The organism is Schinkia azotoformans, assembly GCF_035811335.1.
GTDB classification, from domain to species: domain Bacteria; phylum Bacillota; class Bacilli; order Bacillales; family Bacillaceae_J; genus Schinkia; species Schinkia azotoformans.
On record NZ_JARSMD010000028.1, the window covers coordinates 19,290 to 34,697 of the forward strand.

The 15,408-nt window shown below is 37.4% G+C and carries 14 protein-coding genes; 5 read left to right on the forward strand and 9 right to left on the reverse strand.

The window, feature by feature from the left end:
- Positions 1 to 22: 22 nt before the first annotated feature.
- The 7 genes from caiA to P9E47_RS17730 all read right to left on the reverse strand — a co-directional run bounded on the left by caiA (position 23) and on the right by P9E47_RS17730 (position 8,573).
- A complete protein-coding gene (caiA, locus tag P9E47_RS17700) occupies positions 23 to 1,156 on the reverse strand; it encodes a crotonobetainyl-CoA dehydrogenase (protein WP_003330643.1) in 1,134 nt (377 codons plus the stop codon).
- Positions 1,157 to 1,206: 50 nt separating this feature from the next.
- On the reverse strand, positions 1,207 to 2,748 hold the full coding sequence (caiT, locus tag P9E47_RS17705; protein WP_003330644.1) for an L-carnitine/gamma-butyrobetaine antiporter: 1,542 nt from the start codon (positions 2,746 to 2,748) through the stop codon (positions 1,207 to 1,209).
- A gap of 606 nt (positions 2,749 to 3,354) precedes the next feature.
- Positions 3,355 to 4,656: an RNA polymerase factor sigma-54 gene (gene rpoN / locus P9E47_RS17710; protein ID WP_003330645.1), complete on the reverse strand. Its 1,302-nt coding sequence runs from the start codon at positions 4,654 to 4,656 to the stop codon at positions 3,355 to 3,357.
- Between the two features lie 201 nt (positions 4,657 to 4,857).
- Complete coding sequence (gene hprK / locus P9E47_RS17715) at positions 4,858 to 5,799, reverse strand: HPr(Ser) kinase/phosphatase (RefSeq protein WP_003330647.1); 942 nt, start codon at positions 5,797 to 5,799, stop codon at positions 4,858 to 4,860.
- A gap of 16 nt (positions 5,800 to 5,815) precedes the next feature.
- Positions 5,816 to 6,691, reverse strand: coding sequence for a radical SAM/SPASM domain-containing protein (locus P9E47_RS17720; RefSeq protein ID WP_326164176.1), 876 nt, complete (start codon positions 6,689 to 6,691; stop codon positions 5,816 to 5,818).
- A 91-nt stretch (positions 6,692 to 6,782) separates the two neighbouring features.
- Positions 6,783 to 7,598 (reverse strand): alpha/beta fold hydrolase, encoded by an 816-nt coding sequence (locus P9E47_RS17725; protein ID WP_003330649.1) that lies wholly within the window; start codon positions 7,596 to 7,598, stop codon positions 6,783 to 6,785.
- A gap of 54 nt (positions 7,599 to 7,652) precedes the next feature.
- The gene (locus P9E47_RS17730) at positions 7,653 to 8,573 is read right to left on the reverse strand and encodes a DMT family transporter (RefSeq protein ID WP_326164178.1); all 921 of its coding nucleotides are present in this window, start codon (positions 8,571 to 8,573) and stop codon (positions 7,653 to 7,655) included.
- A gap of 166 nt (positions 8,574 to 8,739) precedes the next feature.
- On the opposite strand from P9E47_RS17730, the gene P9E47_RS17735 reads away from it, so the two are divergent.
- The 5 genes from P9E47_RS17735 to P9E47_RS17755 all read left to right on the forward strand — a co-directional run bounded on the left by P9E47_RS17735 (position 8,740) and on the right by P9E47_RS17755 (position 13,294).
- Positions 8,740 to 10,143: a bacteriohemerythrin gene (locus tag P9E47_RS17735; protein WP_326164179.1), complete on the forward strand. Its 1,404-nt coding sequence runs from the start codon at positions 8,740 to 8,742 to the stop codon at positions 10,141 to 10,143.
- 159 nt (positions 10,144 to 10,302) lie between these two features.
- Positions 10,303 to 10,497 (forward strand): sulfur carrier protein ThiS, encoded by a 195-nt coding sequence (gene thiS / locus P9E47_RS17740; protein WP_039957135.1) that lies wholly within the window; start codon positions 10,303 to 10,305, stop codon positions 10,495 to 10,497.
- An 82-nt stretch (positions 10,498 to 10,579) separates the two neighbouring features.
- Positions 10,580 to 11,347 carry a thiazole synthase gene (locus P9E47_RS17745; RefSeq protein WP_326164181.1) on the forward strand — a complete coding sequence of 256 codons (768 nt, stop codon included), beginning with the start codon at positions 10,580 to 10,582 and terminating at the stop codon, positions 11,345 to 11,347.
- A gap of 1 nt (position 11,348) precedes the next feature.
- Positions 11,349 to 12,503, forward strand: coding sequence for a 2-iminoacetate synthase ThiH (gene thiH, locus P9E47_RS17750; protein WP_326164183.1), 1,155 nt, complete (start codon positions 11,349 to 11,351; stop codon positions 12,501 to 12,503).
- Between the two features lie 206 nt (positions 12,504 to 12,709).
- Positions 12,710 to 13,294 carry a thiamine phosphate synthase gene (locus tag P9E47_RS17755; protein WP_003330656.1) on the forward strand — a complete coding sequence of 195 codons (585 nt, stop codon included), beginning with the start codon at positions 12,710 to 12,712 and terminating at the stop codon, positions 13,292 to 13,294.
- Between the two features lie 137 nt (positions 13,295 to 13,431).
- Here P9E47_RS17755 and P9E47_RS17760 read toward each other — a convergent pair whose 3' ends face one another.
- The gene (locus P9E47_RS17760; RefSeq protein WP_326164184.1) at positions 13,432 to 14,946 is read right to left on the reverse strand and encodes a protein adenylyltransferase SelO; all 1,515 of its coding nucleotides are present in this window, start codon (positions 14,944 to 14,946) and stop codon (positions 13,432 to 13,434) included.
- A gap of 138 nt (positions 14,947 to 15,084) precedes the next feature.
- Complete coding sequence (locus P9E47_RS17765; protein ID WP_326164186.1) at positions 15,085 to 15,372, reverse strand: hypothetical protein; 288 nt, start codon at positions 15,370 to 15,372, stop codon at positions 15,085 to 15,087.
- Between the last annotated feature and the right edge of the window lie 36 nt (positions 15,373 to 15,408).

A 15,408-nucleotide genomic window follows, 5' to 3' on the forward strand; every position in this document is an offset into this window, starting at 1 on the left:
ATAAGTTTCTTACTATATGTGATTAGCGATATTTTTTTAGTACTGCTCTGCCGGCAGTAAGAATTTGCATTTCGTCTGATCCACCAGAAACTCTATCGACACGAAGGTCACGCCAGAATCTGGTAATACGGTGTTCACCAGCGATACCTACTCCGCCTAAAACCTGCATAGCGTCATCTACCACTTCAAAAGCAGCATTTGCACAGTAATATTTACACATCGCAGCATCTCCGGAATCTGCTAAACCATTATCAATCTTCCAAGCAGTTTCATATAACATGTTGCGCATATTCTTAACTTTGATCGCCATACGGCAAAACTTCTCTTGAATTAATTGGAATCGCCCAATTGCCTCACCAAATTGCTTTCTTTGGTTGGCATATTTAGCTGCATCCTCTAGTGCGCATAGTGCAGTAGCATAATTCGTACAGCCAACTAGGAAACGTTCAAAGTCGAACTCTTCCTTCACACGGTTAAAGCCGTTTCCTTCTTTTCCAAACATATCTTTTTCTTCTAATTCAACGTTATCGAAATAGATTGAACAGCAACTATCCATGCGCAACCCTAATTTTGGAAGTTTCTCAATTTTAATGCCTGGTTTTGTCATATCAACAAACCATTCCGAAAAAGTAGAGTAATTGTCAGAATCTCTCGCCATTACTACTAAATAAGGAGCACCTGCACCACTTGTAATGTAGATTTTTTGGCCGTTTAAATAGACTTTTCCATTTTTGCGAGTGTACGTTGTCTGCAGGCTACCAACATCTGAACCTGCTCCTGGCTCAGTAATCGCTGAATTCCACATTTGTTTTCCTGTGCCGCGCAGGGCCATGATTTTTTCAATTTGCTCTTCAGTTCCTTCCCGAAGAACCGTATTAAAGCCAGGAAGCTGATATAAAACGTATGTTGGTCCACCTAATCTGCCTAGTTCTTCCCAAACAGCTGTTAATGTTACAAGACCTGCATCAAAACCACCATGTTCCTCCGGTAATAAAAGACTATCAATTCCTAAATCAGCAAGCTCCTTAACCCATCTTTCTGGATACTCACTTTTTTCGTCACACTCAAGAAAGTAACTTTCCCAGTTCTCTCTTCCCATTAATTCACGAATCCCTGCAACGATTAATTCCTGTTCATCTGTAAGTCTAAAATCCATTATGAAACCCCTCCATTATATTTATAGAATTTAGGTAATGTATCTACTGATTATCCAGCTCTCTTTTCATCATCATTTTTAGTTTTTTTACTGTTTTTCCAACCCGTTTTTTGAACCTCTTTAAAGAATGAAAGCGGGATAATGATACAAACAATCATCATTGGCAAGCCGCCTAAAACCGAGGCTGTTTGCAAAGGTTTAAGTCCCCCTAGCATCAGCAGTGAAATCGCAAGTACACCCAGTAGTAATGACCATGCGATCCGATTTACTCTTGATGGTTCATCATCCTCTGTGATTTCTTTAGTCGTTACCATCGCCAATGTATAGGCAACACCATTAATGAATGTCGCTGTAGAAATAAAAGCGTAAACAAGAAATACTGGGAGTACAATTTTTGCTAATGGCAACGTGTTATATATTCCGACAATAGCGGCAGCCGGACCAGCTGTTTCCATTATCGTGCCGATATCTACTAGTCCTTCGTAATGGGCGAACATTCCATAGTTTGTAAACACACCGAAGAAAACCATTTCTCCTAGAACAATTGCGCCTAATACTCCTAATGAGAATTCGCGAACCGTTCTCCCTTTTGAAATTTTTACTAGATAAATAGAATAAGTAACAACGCAGTTTAAGAACCAAGCCCAATAGAAAATCGTCCATCCTTGTGGGAAACCAGACTTACCATATGGGTCTGTATAGAATGTCATTCTAGTAATATTTTGCAGCATTGTTCCAAGCGCATCTGTAAAACCATTTAAAATAAATGATGTTGGACCAAACACTGCGACAAAAATAATAACACCAAAAGCTAAATACACTCTTATATCGCTAAGGATTTTAATCCCTTTCTGTAATCCAAAATAAATGCTAGTTGTAAATAAAGCGATCCAAGCGATTAGAATCCATCCATCCATTGACAGCGTATGTGGAATTCCAAATATCTTAGAAATTAGTTCTGCAACAAGCGGTGTACCTAAACCTAATGATGTACCTACTCCGGCAACCATTCCGATAATGTAAAGGATGTCAATTACTTTCCCTGTAAATCCATCCTTTTGTTTTCCTAATAAGCCGCACACACTACTCGGCTTCACAACATTCCTTTTCTTAACAAAGAAGTTATAACCAATTGCTGTTCCGATTACCACATACATAGCAGATGGAATTAGTCCCCAATGGTACATACCATATGCAGAAGCCCATTGTGCAGCTTCAGTAGAAAATGGTTCTGCGCCAAAAGGAGGAGCTTGCATGTAATAATACCATTCAATTGTTGCCCAATATAAAAGGGCCGCGCTTGAAGTTGAAGTGAAGATCATTCCTAACCATGTACTAGTCTTAAATTCCGGTTCGCCATCTCCAAATCTTTTATCCTTGTACTTACCAAAGATAAAGTACATAGCAATAAGGAAAAGAATAATTACGTACCATTCAAATGACCAACCGAGTTTGTCTGTTGTCCAAGCCAAGGCAGCATTTGATATTTCATTTGCTTTGTCCGGATTTTTAATGATTAATCCACAAATAATGGAAATAAATAGTAATGGTGGCCAGAAGATAATATGATCAATCTTCATTTTCTTTTTCATTTGATTTCCTCCTCATTATCCTTTTATCTATTCCTGGCTCGTGAATAAATTCTAATTACTCAATCGGTTGAGCATAATATTGACTGCTCTCTCACCTCCCATATAAAAAATGAAATCTTTAATTAAGTGAAACCATGGTTTTTCTTTCACTAAATTATATAAGCAATAACTGTTCCAACTTTTTCGTCAGTCTCTTAATAAAAATAAAATTTTTCACCTGAAACTAAACATACTTTGTGATTTATTTCACAAAAGATGACACAAACAAAAATCTATGTTGTACCTTTTCGAAAAATATTTTTACATGTTAAATTTTTTTGACGTACAAGTCTGTTGGTATTGTATGGGTTAGATAATATGTAAAAAATTTTTAACAAAAAGTAGAACTTTCTTTCCAAATTGAAGTAGAAAATAAGTTTATAGGAGTTTTAGACTTTTAAATATAGGTGAAGGTTTTGTGAACAAAGCCGTTTTAATAACAAAAAAAGGAAGCAAAGGATGTTTCCCTTGCCTCCGTCTAATATTCTTAAGAAACAAATAATGTATTAGTTCACTGCTAAGCATAGCTACCTGCTTAACATTGTGAGTTTTTTCACATGTTTAAAGTCAATATCGCTTACGTTTAGATGATGAAGGAACGCCTAGTTGTTCACGATATTTAGTTACCGTTCTACGAGTAAGAGTAAGTCCTTCATTGGCAGATAATATATCTAAAATTTTTTGATCTGATAATGGCTTGCTCTTATTTTCATTTTTAACTATTTCAACTATCAAATCCTTAACAATCTCCGAGGATATTTCGTCATTTCCATTTGTACTTATACTTGATGTAAAAAAGTATTTTAATTCGAAAAGACCATGTGGTGTCTGCACATATTTACCGTTAACAGCTCGACTTACAGTTGATTCATGTAGTTCAACCAATTCCGCAATTTCTTTAATGGTTAATGGTTTTAAATAGGAAGTACCTTTTTGAAAAAAGTCATTTTGTTTATCTATAATTGCTTGCATTACACGTACTAAAGTTGTCTTCCGTTTTTCAATTGATTTCTTCAGCCAATTTAAGTGCTCATACTTCTCAGTTAAATAATTTGACTGGTCATACTTTGAGAGTTGATCCATTCGTTCATTATAGTAGGAGTCGCATGACAACTTTGGATAGAGAGCGTTATTTATCTTAACAATAAATCCTTGCCTATCTTCGCTTATGATTAATTCTGGTTTTATGAGTTGAGGATAATCATTTTGATAAGAACTGGCTGGCCTAGGATTTAGATTTTTTAATAAATCAAATACGTTTTGAATTTCTGTAATATCCACCCCCATTTTATTACTAATTTCTCTCCACTTTCTTTCAACTAATAATTCGAAATAATGAGCAACTACTAATTCAGCCAGTTCATTATGATTGCTAACATCTCTTATTTGAAGCAAAATACATTCCTGTAATGTACGGGCACCTACACCAATTGGCTCAAAAGTTTGTAAGCGATAAAGGGCTTGTTCTACCAAATCAACAGGTACTGCAAAGTGCTTGCTAACATCCTGTAAATCTCCTTGAAAATATCCATTTTCATCGACTAGAAAAATTAAGTATTCCATTATTTCTTGTTCTTTAGGTTTAAGTGTTAAAAAACTTAGTTGTTCCAATAAAAAATCATATAAATTTCTCGGTTGCTCAATATTATTTAACCAATCTTTTTCACTATTTTTATCATTTTGATGTTTTTTTAAAATAAGATGGTTGTTGTCAAAAGACTCCATATCTATTAATGGGTTTTCCAGAGCCTGGTCCATTAAAAACCTCTCCAACTCAACCATGGGCATATGCAATAGTGAAAGCTGTTGTTCCATCTTGTTTGTAATAACAAGTTGTAACCTCTGGTTTTGAAAAAGTCCTTGTTCCATAATAAATTGCTCCTCTGATTAGCTAGATATTTCCGTTAATCTATTCGAAAAAATTTTTCTCATATAAAATAAGCTATCATAACTAATCAAAGTCAAATTGCAAAAATATATCCATTTCATTAACTTTTTGTGAAAATTGTATGGATAATTATAATTAATAAAAAGGAAAGGGCTTAAGTGACAACTTTTGCCCTTTCCTTTTTATCTTTTCTCGATTCGGCCAAATTCTGGCTCAAGCCGACTTAGAAATTCCTCTGCAGCACTATAGCCCTGCTGCCTTAAATACCAATTATTTGCGGCGGCCTCAATTAATCCTGCCACATCGCGACCGGGTTGTAGCTGAATTTCTAATGAAGGAATTTTAACACCCATGTAGTCTACATATTCGGGCTCCTGTTCCAAATCATTATTCAGATCGTCTTTCTGCCATTTTGTCAGATTAATATCAAGTGCAATTCTTGTTTCATCTTGAAAAGCTGTTCGTCCGTACATACGAACTACATTTAATAATCCTAAACTACGAAGGGCCAAGAATTCTTTCGTCTTCTCATCATGAGTACCGAGAATTGTTTGTGAACTAAGCTTTTTTAAAACAACAACATCGTCAGCCACAAGTCGGTGTCCCCTGCCGATTAATGTGTGTGCTGTCTCACTTTTTCCAACCCCTGAGTTGCCTCGAAGTAGAATCCCAATTCCAAACACATTCATACATACTCCATGCACAGTCATTTCGGGTGCCAATGCCTTTACCAAATATGCATCTATCTTCAAAATGAATTCCGAGGTTACTTCACGTTTTTTTGTAATTAATAAGGGAATTCCCGCTTTAATACAATGATGTTTTAAATACGTAAGTCCCTCTTCACCAGAAGGCACAATAAAACAAGGCGGATGATAGCTAACAATATTCCCAATTCGGATAATACGTTCCTCTTTACTTAGCTTATGCAAATAGTTTATTTCTTTTTTTCCTAAAATTTGAACTCTTTCTTTTGGAAAAAAGTCAAAGTGTCCAACAAATTCCAAACCAGGCCGATGTACTCGTTGTTGTGTTATTGTATTCTGTAAATGTTCTTCACCAGCTAACACTGTAAGTGAAAACCTTCGAACTATGTCTTCAACCGTTATTTTTTTTTCTATCATAAATTCCACTCTCCCTTTATACCCCAAACCGCTTTCTGTAACCACATTTCCTGCACATTTCTTCCACAGCTTCTCTTCTTGAAAAGCCATCGTATAGATTATTAGCTCGCTCACCTTCGACAATATCGGAGAAAGGTGTTTGATTAATATTACCTAATTTAATTACGCCTTCACCGTCAAGACAACAAGGGACAACAGTTCCATCAACAAGTATAGCCGCTTGGGTTCTTAGGGCATGGCAGAATCCTTTTCCATCATCTTCCGGGGCCTGTAAACTCGGCCATTCAAATTCATAATCCTGGTTGAGATAGATTCGATCAGCAATTTTGACTCCGTTGCCAGGCATAACTTTTTCTTCAATTTTAAAATCAAGATTAAATTCTTTTTCGATCATTTCGAGGGTCTCACGATTCCTTCTCTTTTCCGCACTTGTTGCATTTTCCCGTTGCAGGTTCCATAAACGAAATGAAATTAGAACACCACTCTCAGCTGCTTCACGAGTAAAAGAAAGAATCTGAGACAAGTATTGTTCCCGGTTCAAAGCCCCTTCATTTCCATCAAAACTGTGGAGGGAGAAATTCATCTGGCGCAATGCCGGCTTCCCTAATAGTTTTTCCCTATTTTTAGCAATTAAAGTTCCATTCGTCGTAATATTCACCTTAAATCCCTTGGTATAAGCAGCCTCCAGCAATTCGTCAATCCTTGGATGAAGGAGAGGCTCCCCTTTTACATGAAGGTAAATATAAGATGTATGCGGTTTAATCTGGTCTAATATATTATTAAATTTATCTAATTTGATAAAATTTGCAAGCCGTTCCGTAGGTGGGCAAAAACTACAAGCTAAATTACATACGCTCGTAATTTCCACATATACTTTTTTGAATGTTTTCAAGGCTTGTTCACCCTTCTAAGTTTTTTATAAGGATAAATACACTTTTCTCATTTTAGCAGAATTATTATGTTTTTAACATTTTCAGAATTTTCTATAAAATAAAGGTTACTATTTCTTTAAAAACCTCTTCGGGACGTTCTTCAGTTAGCAAATGACCTGCTTTTTCGTATGTGATCAGCTTCGCATTCGGAAGATCATCTGCCAATCTTTGACCAATACGGTAGGACACAACCCGATCCTCTTTCCCCCAAAGTAATAATGTCGGATTTTCGATTGTTTTCAGGTCCTTACTGTTTAAATCCCCTTCACGATATCGTAATAACCTCATTAATGAAGTGTAAAAACCCTTTTCCTCCAATGGCTTGCCAAATTCTCTAATGTGATTTTCGGTAATAAGCGAAGGATCATAAAAGACATTTTTCAAAACGTCTTTTACCTCTTGTTTATGTACTTGGTGTTTTACATAATGCCCGAAAAAAGGAAGATACGTGCAAAAAATGATTGCTTTGTTTGCCCTTTTTAAATAACCGGAGCTTGATACTAACACCAGTTTGTTAATTCTTTCCGGAACCATTTTCGTCGCATATAAAGCAATTTGTCCACCCATTGAGTGTCCTATGATATTTACATTTTCTAATTTAAAATAATCGATACAAGCTGCGACTACTTTGGCATAGTTTTGAAATGAATATATGAATAATGACGATTTTTCACTCCGTCCAAACCCAGGCAGATCTATAGCAATGATTGAGAAATGGTCTTTTAATAGTGGAATTAAGGAATTGAATGTATACATAGTGGCGGCAACTCCATGGATGAGGAGAAGTGGAGGCCGATTCTCAACGAAGGAATATTCACAATAAATTTTAACACCACAGAGGTCAATATATTTTTGAGTTAATGCCATCATTCACATCTCCAACATAGTTAGTTGGGAATATTTTATGCTTAACGGGGCTTTTCATTCGCCCCGCTGCTTAGACTGTTTTTCGTCTCCTCTTACTCTTTTACGTTTTTTTGACGTTCCCATTCCGCCAAAAAAAGTAGAACCTAAAACGAGTGCACCACCGATCATTTGCAAGAAACTCATACTTTCGCTGAAAAATATCGCAGCAAAGATCACAGCGGAAATCGGATCAATATAACTTAAAATGGCAATCGTATGCCCTTTAAGTTCTTTAATGGAACCAAAATACAAATAATAAGCAAAGCCTGTATGGACAATTCCAAGAATCAAAATGAAAACAATAGACTGAAGGCCAAGCTCTGTTACATAAGTGATGCCCTCTTGCCAATACACATAAGGTGCCAGCACGAGTGATGCCAGCATTAATTGAATTAACGTCGTCTCAAAGCCCGATAATTTTTTAATAAATTTATTCATTAAAATAACGCTCGCATATAAAGCAGCCGCCGAAAGTCCATATAATATTCCAACTGTATGATTATAGGAACCGCTTGCACTGCCTGCTCCATTATTAACAACTAAAAATAAACCGATCATCGCCACAATAATGCTGCTTACCTTACTCGCGGTCAGTTTTTCTTTTAAAATCATAGGTGCAAGCGCCATAACAAATACAGGTGCAAAATAATAGCTGATCGTTGCATTTGATATCGTGGTAAAACGATAGGCCTCAAACAAAAAAATCCAATTAAAGCCAATCGCTGCTCCAGATAAAATTAAAAGAATACCATTCCTTTTAATTGCTTTAAAAGAAAGCTTTTGTTTTACCAAAAAACTAGCACAAATTAAAAATATACTCCCTATCGCACCCCTAAAAAGTGCAATTTCACTCGATGATAGATTTATATTTTTCACAAAAATACCCAAACTACCGAAAATCAACATTGCTGCAATTAATTTTGCCTGCCCCTTCACGCCGGTTGTCCCCCTTGTTGTCCGTTTCCCCATAGAATTTAGTATAACGAAATTTCAAATTATTTTTCCAGTATTTTTCTAAAAGTTGCTACAAAACTCGCGGTTTGCAAACAAAATATCTATTATAATTAAATGGTAAGGAAAAGAATGGAATGAGGGAAAATTTATGAAGGAACGCTGTTTTCAAGAGTTCTTTAAAAAATCTCCTATTGCCTATTCATGTCATAGAGCTATATTTGATAATGAAGGTATACCTTATGACTATGAATATTTATTATTAAATGAGGCTTTTGAAGATTTATTAAAAATTCAAGGAACTGATCTTATTAATAAGACATTCTATCAAGTTTTCCCTGAAGGCTGGGAAGGCGAAGAGCAATGGAAAGAACTCTTACAAAATGCTGTTGTGAATTATACATCTACTCAATTCGATATACATCGTGAATCGATTCAAAAATGGATCCGTGTCCTTGTTTTTCCATTATGTCGCGAAATAATTGGGTGTATTTATCATGATGTAACGACAGAATATGCACTTAACAAGGAAACTCAAAAATTGGAAATGGAGCTCTTTAGGAATAATAGAAGTCTATTAGAACTTACGAAAAAATTAGAGCAAAAAAATAAAATCCTAAACGATCTTGCTATTAAAGATGAATTAACCGGACTTTATAATCGCCATTTTTTAGATCAGTGGATTGAAAAAGAAATGTCCCGTGCGGACCGGGATCATCAACCTCTTTCGATGATTATTTTCGATTTGGATCATTTTAAGCGCGTTAATGACATTTGGGGGCATCCAGTTGGGGATGAGGTGCTAAAAGAAACGGCCAATCTTGCAAATAGCTTAATTTGCGACCCGGATTTCCTCGTTAGGCTTGGTGGAGAGGAATTTGTTATTATCATGCCTGGAAGCTCCATTCAACGAGCACTTGCAGTGGCGGAAACGATTCGTCAAACCTTGGAAAAATATAAATACCCGATTATTGGGCATTTAACCGCTAGTTTCGGTGTTGCGGAAAGAATGGAATTGGAATCCTATTATAGCTGGTACAAACGTTCAGACAAAGCGATGTATCGAGCTAAAGAGGGCGGAAGAAACCGAGTATATCGTTCGGAAGACCAAGACCGCTTACTCAACGCACCCGTTAATATTAAGTGGAAAGCGGAATGGGAAAGCGGTAACCATATGATTGATGAGCAACATCGGGAGCTTGTCGAAAGTGCTAATAGTCTTTTATATCTGTTCCTTGCAGAGTCAGAAAAAGGTAAAATCATGCCAGCGGTCGATAAAGTTTTAGACCGTATAATTAAGCATTTTCATGATGAAGAACAAATATTGGTAGAAACAGGCTACCCTGATTATGAAAAACATGCCGAAATTCATAAAACATTACTTGATAAAGTATTTCAATTTAAAAAATCTTATCAGGCAGGCGATCTTAAACTATCCGAATTATTTTCATTTATTGTGAACGATCTTATTATTGGTCATATCCAAAATGCAGATACAGAATTTTTTCCATATACTCAAACTAAAGCTTTGGAATTGAATAATGCAAGCTATTGATAAAATATCATTCTCTTGACTTCCTTATGAATGTTTTGTATATTTTAAATTATAAAAAAAAAAAAAAAAAAACGAAGCACAAAATGGGGTACACCACCGAAAGGGTGTAAGGGCCATTTTGTGCTTTTTTTATGCAGATTTTTAGAAAGGGTGGAAGAAGTGAAAGTAAATGGCTCATTTATTGAATTAGAAAAACAGCAGACATTGTACGATTTTTTAATGCTGCAAAACTTCAATTTAGGGATTATTGTTGTTGAACGCAATGGAGAAATTGTACCCAAAGATACCTATCAAGAAGTTTTGCTTACGAATGAAGATACGCTAGAAGTCGTCACCTTCGTTGGTGGGGGTTGAGCCACGGGGGTGGTGTGGGACACAGGGTCGGGAACTCCGGCTCAGCATGAGAACAAATGAATTTTAGGAGGATTTTAATAATATGACTGATAAGTTAGTAATTGGTGGACATGAATTTCAATCAAGATTTATTTTAGGATCAGGAAAATTTTCTTTAGACCTCATGAAGGCTGTTATTGAATATGGTGAGGCTGAAATAGTAACGCTTGCGCTAAGACGTGCTAATACAGGTGGAGAAGAAAATATTGTTCATTATATCCCTGAAAATATTACATTACTTCCAAACACTTCTGGTGCCAGAAATGCGGAAGAAGCCGTTCGTATCGCATGTCTAGCAAGGGAGCTTGGCTGCGGTGATTTTATTAAATTAGAGGTTATCCATGATTCAAAGTATTTACTGCCTGATAACTATGAAACTATTAAAGCGACCGAAATCCTTGCCAAAGAAGGATTTATTGTAATGCCCTATATGTATCCGGATTTGTATGTAGCAAGATCATTGGTGGATGCCGGCGCAGCCGCTGTCATGCCGCTTGGGTCTCCAATCGGAAGTAATAAGGGGCTTTCCACCAAGAATTTTATTCAAATTTTAGTTGATGAAATTAACGTCCCTATCATTGTCGATGCCGGTATTGGCCGTCCATCACAAGCTTGTGTGGCCATGGAAATGGGCGTTGACGCAATCATGTGCAACACAGCTGTTGCCACTGCCGGTGATGTAGCTTTAATGGCGAAGGCTTTCAAACTTGCAATTGAAGCAGGACGATCCGCTTATCTTGCAGGCTTAGGACGTGTATTAGACTTTCAGGCAGAGGCATCAAGTCCTTTGACTGGATTTTTGGAGGATTAATATGGCGCTCAACAGAATAGATCATATGGAGTATCTTGATGGTATGGATGTCATAGAATCAGATTTGATGGAAAAGGTGTTATCGGCTGTTGAAAAATATGATTATAGCCAATATTCTAGTAGAGATGTAGAAATTGCTCTACATAAAGACCATCTTTCCATTGATGATTTTGGAGCGCTTCTTTCTCCTGTTGCCTTATCTTATTTGGAGGATATAGCAAGAAAGGCTAAGCTTGAAACGAGAAAGCACTTTGGAAATTCTATTTCCTTATTTACACCTTTATATATTGCGAATTATTGCGAAAATGAATGTGTTTATTGTGGATTTAAAGCAACGAACAAAATTCAACGTGCTACATTGTCAAAGGAAGACGCGGAAAGTGAACTAAAAGCGATTGCGGCGACCGGTCTTGAAGAAATTCTTTTGTTAACAGGTGAATCTCGTTATAAATCCGATGTTGAGTATATCGGTGAAACAATTCAATTAGCAACAAAATATTTTAAAACTGTGGGTATTGAAATTTATCCATTAAATGTAGAAGAATATACCTATCTGCACAACTGTGGTGCTGACTTTGTTTCAGTCTACCAAGAAACGTACAACCCGGATAAATATGCTGAGGTCCATTTATGGGGGTCAAAACGAATTTTCCCTTACCGTTTTTATGCCCAAGAACGTGCATTATTAGGAGGTATGCGTGGCGTTTCATTTGGTGCTTTGCTTGGACTCGATGATTTCCGTAAGGATGCTTTTGCAGCTGGATTCCATGCAGCATTGATCCAGCAAAAATATCCGCATGCTGAGATAGGGTTTTCTGTCCCACGTTTACGACCTTTTAAAAACAATGCGGACAATAATTCTAAAGATGTTCATGAAAAACAGTTACTGCAGGTCATGCTTGCTTATCGTTTGTTAATGCCTTACGCCGGAATTACGATTTCCACTCGAGAACGTGCAGGTTTTCGGGACAATGTAATCGGCTTGGTTGCTACAAAAATGTCAGCCGGTGTAAGTGTTGGTGTTGGTGGCCACGATGAAGAACAAAAAGGTGACGAACAGTTTGAAATTTCCGATGAACGTTCAGTAACGGAAGTTCATGAAATGATTGTTAATAAAGGGCTGCAGCCTGTTTATACGGATTATATTAGGGTATAACTTTATTCAGCAGAAGTCCTTCACTTCCATGAGTGGCGGGATGAACACAAACCAGTATGTAATTCAGTAGAGGTTTCAAGCTCCTACTGAATAAAGTTAAAGCCTCCGGCGGATGCCTCAGATTTTCAAAGGTAGTTTTTCGAGCAAGCTCGAAAAAATCTGGGCGCAAATACGCCAAGGCGCATTTTGATTTAAGGAGAGCCAACATGCTCATTTGTGTAACAAATCGAAAGCTTTGTAAGGATGATTTATTAACACGAATTGCTCAAATAGCTAAAGGCAAGCCACATGGAATCATGCTAAGGGAAAAAGACTTAACTCAAATCGAATATGAAGCGTTGGCTTTTGTAGTTAATAAAATCTGTAAGAAAAATGGGGTCCCACTCATTATTAATCAGAATATAAAAGCTGCTTTAAAACTAAAAATACCGAATATCCATTTCTCCATGGAAAACCTAAGAAGTTTTCAAAATGAATTAGTGGTGTTCTCTCGGGTTGGTGCCTCTGTTCATTCAATCGAAGAGGCAAAAGAAGCTGAAAGATTAGGTGCCACCTACCTAGTTGCCGGTCATATCTTTGCAACTGATTGTAAAAAAGGAGTGCCTCCAAGAGGGCTCCAGTTTCTAAAGGAAGTATGCGGATCCGTTGCGATTCCGGTATTTTCGATTGGCGGCATCACTAAGAATAATGTTACTGAGGTTGCTAAAACTGGAGCAAGTGGTGTCTGTATCATGTCTGAGGCGATGACTTGTGCAAATCCAGTTGAGCTTGCTAGTCAATTTCGGTTTTAAATAGGGTTGGGAGTAGAGTCGGGTTGGTGGGACACAGGGTCGGGTTCTTCGGATTATTGACTCTCTTTGATTCCCGAACTAAGTACCATAAGCAGTAAACGGGAATCAAAGCCCCACTCGCTCCCAACCCACACTAATCAAGTACCACAAAAAGTTCGATATGGTACCGTTGTTGGTACTGGCAGTTCACAATACTCGTCCTGATCGGGCGAATAGGCATATGGATCAGATAGAACTTCAAGAAGTCGGTGCATCACAGTGTAGTCACCGTCGTTTACCGCTGCTTCCAGTGCCTCTTCAACCCTATGATTACGTGGAATTACAGCAGGATTGCTATGTTGCATTAACTTTTGCGAATCCAATCTTGATTGTGACTGTCTGCTGCGTCTTGTCTCCCATTCCGCATACCACTTTTCAAACCCAATAACCTCAGTGAGGCCTGTATCTTCAATTCGATTTAAGGTCAATGCACGGAATGTATTCGTAAAGTCCGCACGATTCTTTTTCATCAAGCTAAGTAAATCTTCAATTAGAGATTCATCCTGTTCTTCTTCATTATACAGGCCGAGCTTTGCTCTCATACCGGATAACCAATGCTTATGAAACAGCTTTGGAAATTCTGATATTGCATCCTGGGCCAATTGAACAGCCTGCTCCTCATCTTCATGCAATAATGGCAACAGGGTTTCGGCGAATCTGGCAAGGTTCCAGCCCCCGATCGGCGGCTGATTTCCATAAGCATAACGTCCTTGCCTATCAATGGAACTGAAAACTGTTGCAGGGTCATACGTATCCATGAATGCACAAGGGCCATAATCGATTGTTTCACCACTTATAGCCATATTGTCAGTATTCATTACTCCATGAATAAAGCCAACTAACTGCCATTTTGCAATCAGCTCTGCCTGCCGTTTTATAACCTCTTGTAGCAGAAAAAGATAACGGCCCGCAGCAATTCCCTTACGCAAGTCAGTTTCAGTAGCATTTTCAAAGTCTGTCGCACCGCCAAAATGTCTCTGCAATGTATAATCCGCCAATGCTCTAACATCCCCATCAGTTCCGAAATTGGCTGCAAATTCAAAAGTACCTACCCGAATATGACTAGACGCCACACGAGTGACAATGGCACCAGGAAGAGCTGTTTCCCGGAATACTAACTCACCCGTTTTCACTACTGCTAAACTGCGAGTAGTCGGTATTCCAAGTGCATACATCGCCTCACTGATGATATATTCACGAAGCATTGGTCCTAGTACAGCCCGACCATCGCCACCTCTTGAATAAGGAGTTCTACCTGAGCCTTTAAGCTGAATATCAAACCGTTCACCTTCGGGACTTAAATGCTCACCTAGCAAAACAGCACGGCCATCCCCTAGCATCGTAAAATGACCGAATTGATGGCCTGCATATGCTTGAGCAAGCGGCGAAGCTCCATCAGGAATCTTATTGCCTGCAAACACAGCAGCACCTTCATTATTATTCAGCACCGCATCGTTCAACCCTAGTGAGGTTGCCAACGAAGAATTGAATAGGACCAACTCCGGTGCGGTAACAGGATCAGGGCTTTGACTGCTATAAAACATCTTCGGTAATCGCGTATAACTATTATCAAAATTCCAACCAGCTTCAATTATTTCATGGCTCATAGTCATTAAACTTCCTTTTATTCTTATTTCACATAAAATTAGTATTCATAATATATCTCTAATTATGCTTTTACCCTAAAATATTGAAATTAAACTACTAAAAAAAAACCTTCGCAAGGAAGGCTTTAATTTTTAAGAATTTATTTATATTTTCCCTTTAATATCCATCGCATACTTAATCATTACAGCAAGACCGCCTATAAAGTAGAAAATTAAAAGGATCCAGCCTGTAGGATCGATCGACATCATTGACCAAAGAACATTTAATGGAAGAACGTAGTATACGATATCTTTTAAATAATTTAGAACAATCGATGGACTGAATGTTCCCGTCCAAAAAGATTTAAAAAATCCTAAGAGAAAATCAATAATCATTAGTCCAAATACAGCCATCATCATATAATTAGACATGCTCACAGCAGTAAATTCCATATATCATCACCACCTTTTTACATTCTATGCATTTGC

What these genes read in the sequence shown, in the direction of transcription:
- caiA (WP_003330643.1), bottom strand. Translation starts at nt 1,156, where the DNA reads ATGGATTTTAGACTTACAGATGAACAGGAATTAATCGTTGCAGGGATT.
- caiT (WP_003330644.1), bottom strand. Translation starts at nt 2,748, where the DNA reads ATGAAAAAGAAAATGAAGATTGATCATATTATCTTCTGGCCACCATTA.
- rpoN (WP_003330645.1), bottom strand. Translation starts at nt 4,656, where the DNA reads ATGGAACAAGGACTTTTTCAAAACCAGAGGTTACAACTTGTTATTACA.
- hprK (WP_003330647.1), bottom strand. Translation starts at nt 5,799, where the DNA reads ATGATAGAAAAAAAAATAACGGTTGAAGACATAGTTCGAAGGTTTTCA.
- P9E47_RS17725 (WP_003330649.1), bottom strand. Translation starts at nt 7,598, where the DNA reads ATGGCATTAACTCAAAAATATATTGACCTCTGTGGTGTTAAAATTTAT.
- P9E47_RS17735 (WP_326164179.1), top strand. Translation starts at nt 8,740, where the DNA reads ATGAAGGAACGCTGTTTTCAAGAGTTCTTTAAAAAATCTCCTATTGCC.
- P9E47_RS17745 (WP_326164181.1), top strand. Translation starts at nt 10,580, where the DNA reads ATGACTGATAAGTTAGTAATTGGTGGACATGAATTTCAATCAAGATTT.
- thiH (WP_326164183.1), top strand. Translation starts at nt 11,349, where the DNA reads ATGGCGCTCAACAGAATAGATCATATGGAGTATCTTGATGGTATGGAT.
- P9E47_RS17755 (WP_003330656.1), top strand. Translation starts at nt 12,710, where the DNA reads ATGCTCATTTGTGTAACAAATCGAAAGCTTTGTAAGGATGATTTATTA.
- P9E47_RS17760 (WP_326164184.1), bottom strand. Translation starts at nt 14,946, where the DNA reads ATGACTATGAGCCATGAAATAATTGAAGCTGGTTGGAATTTTGATAAT.
- P9E47_RS17765 (WP_326164186.1), bottom strand. Translation starts at nt 15,372, where the DNA reads ATGGAATTTACTGCTGTGAGCATGTCTAATTATATGATGATGGCTGTA.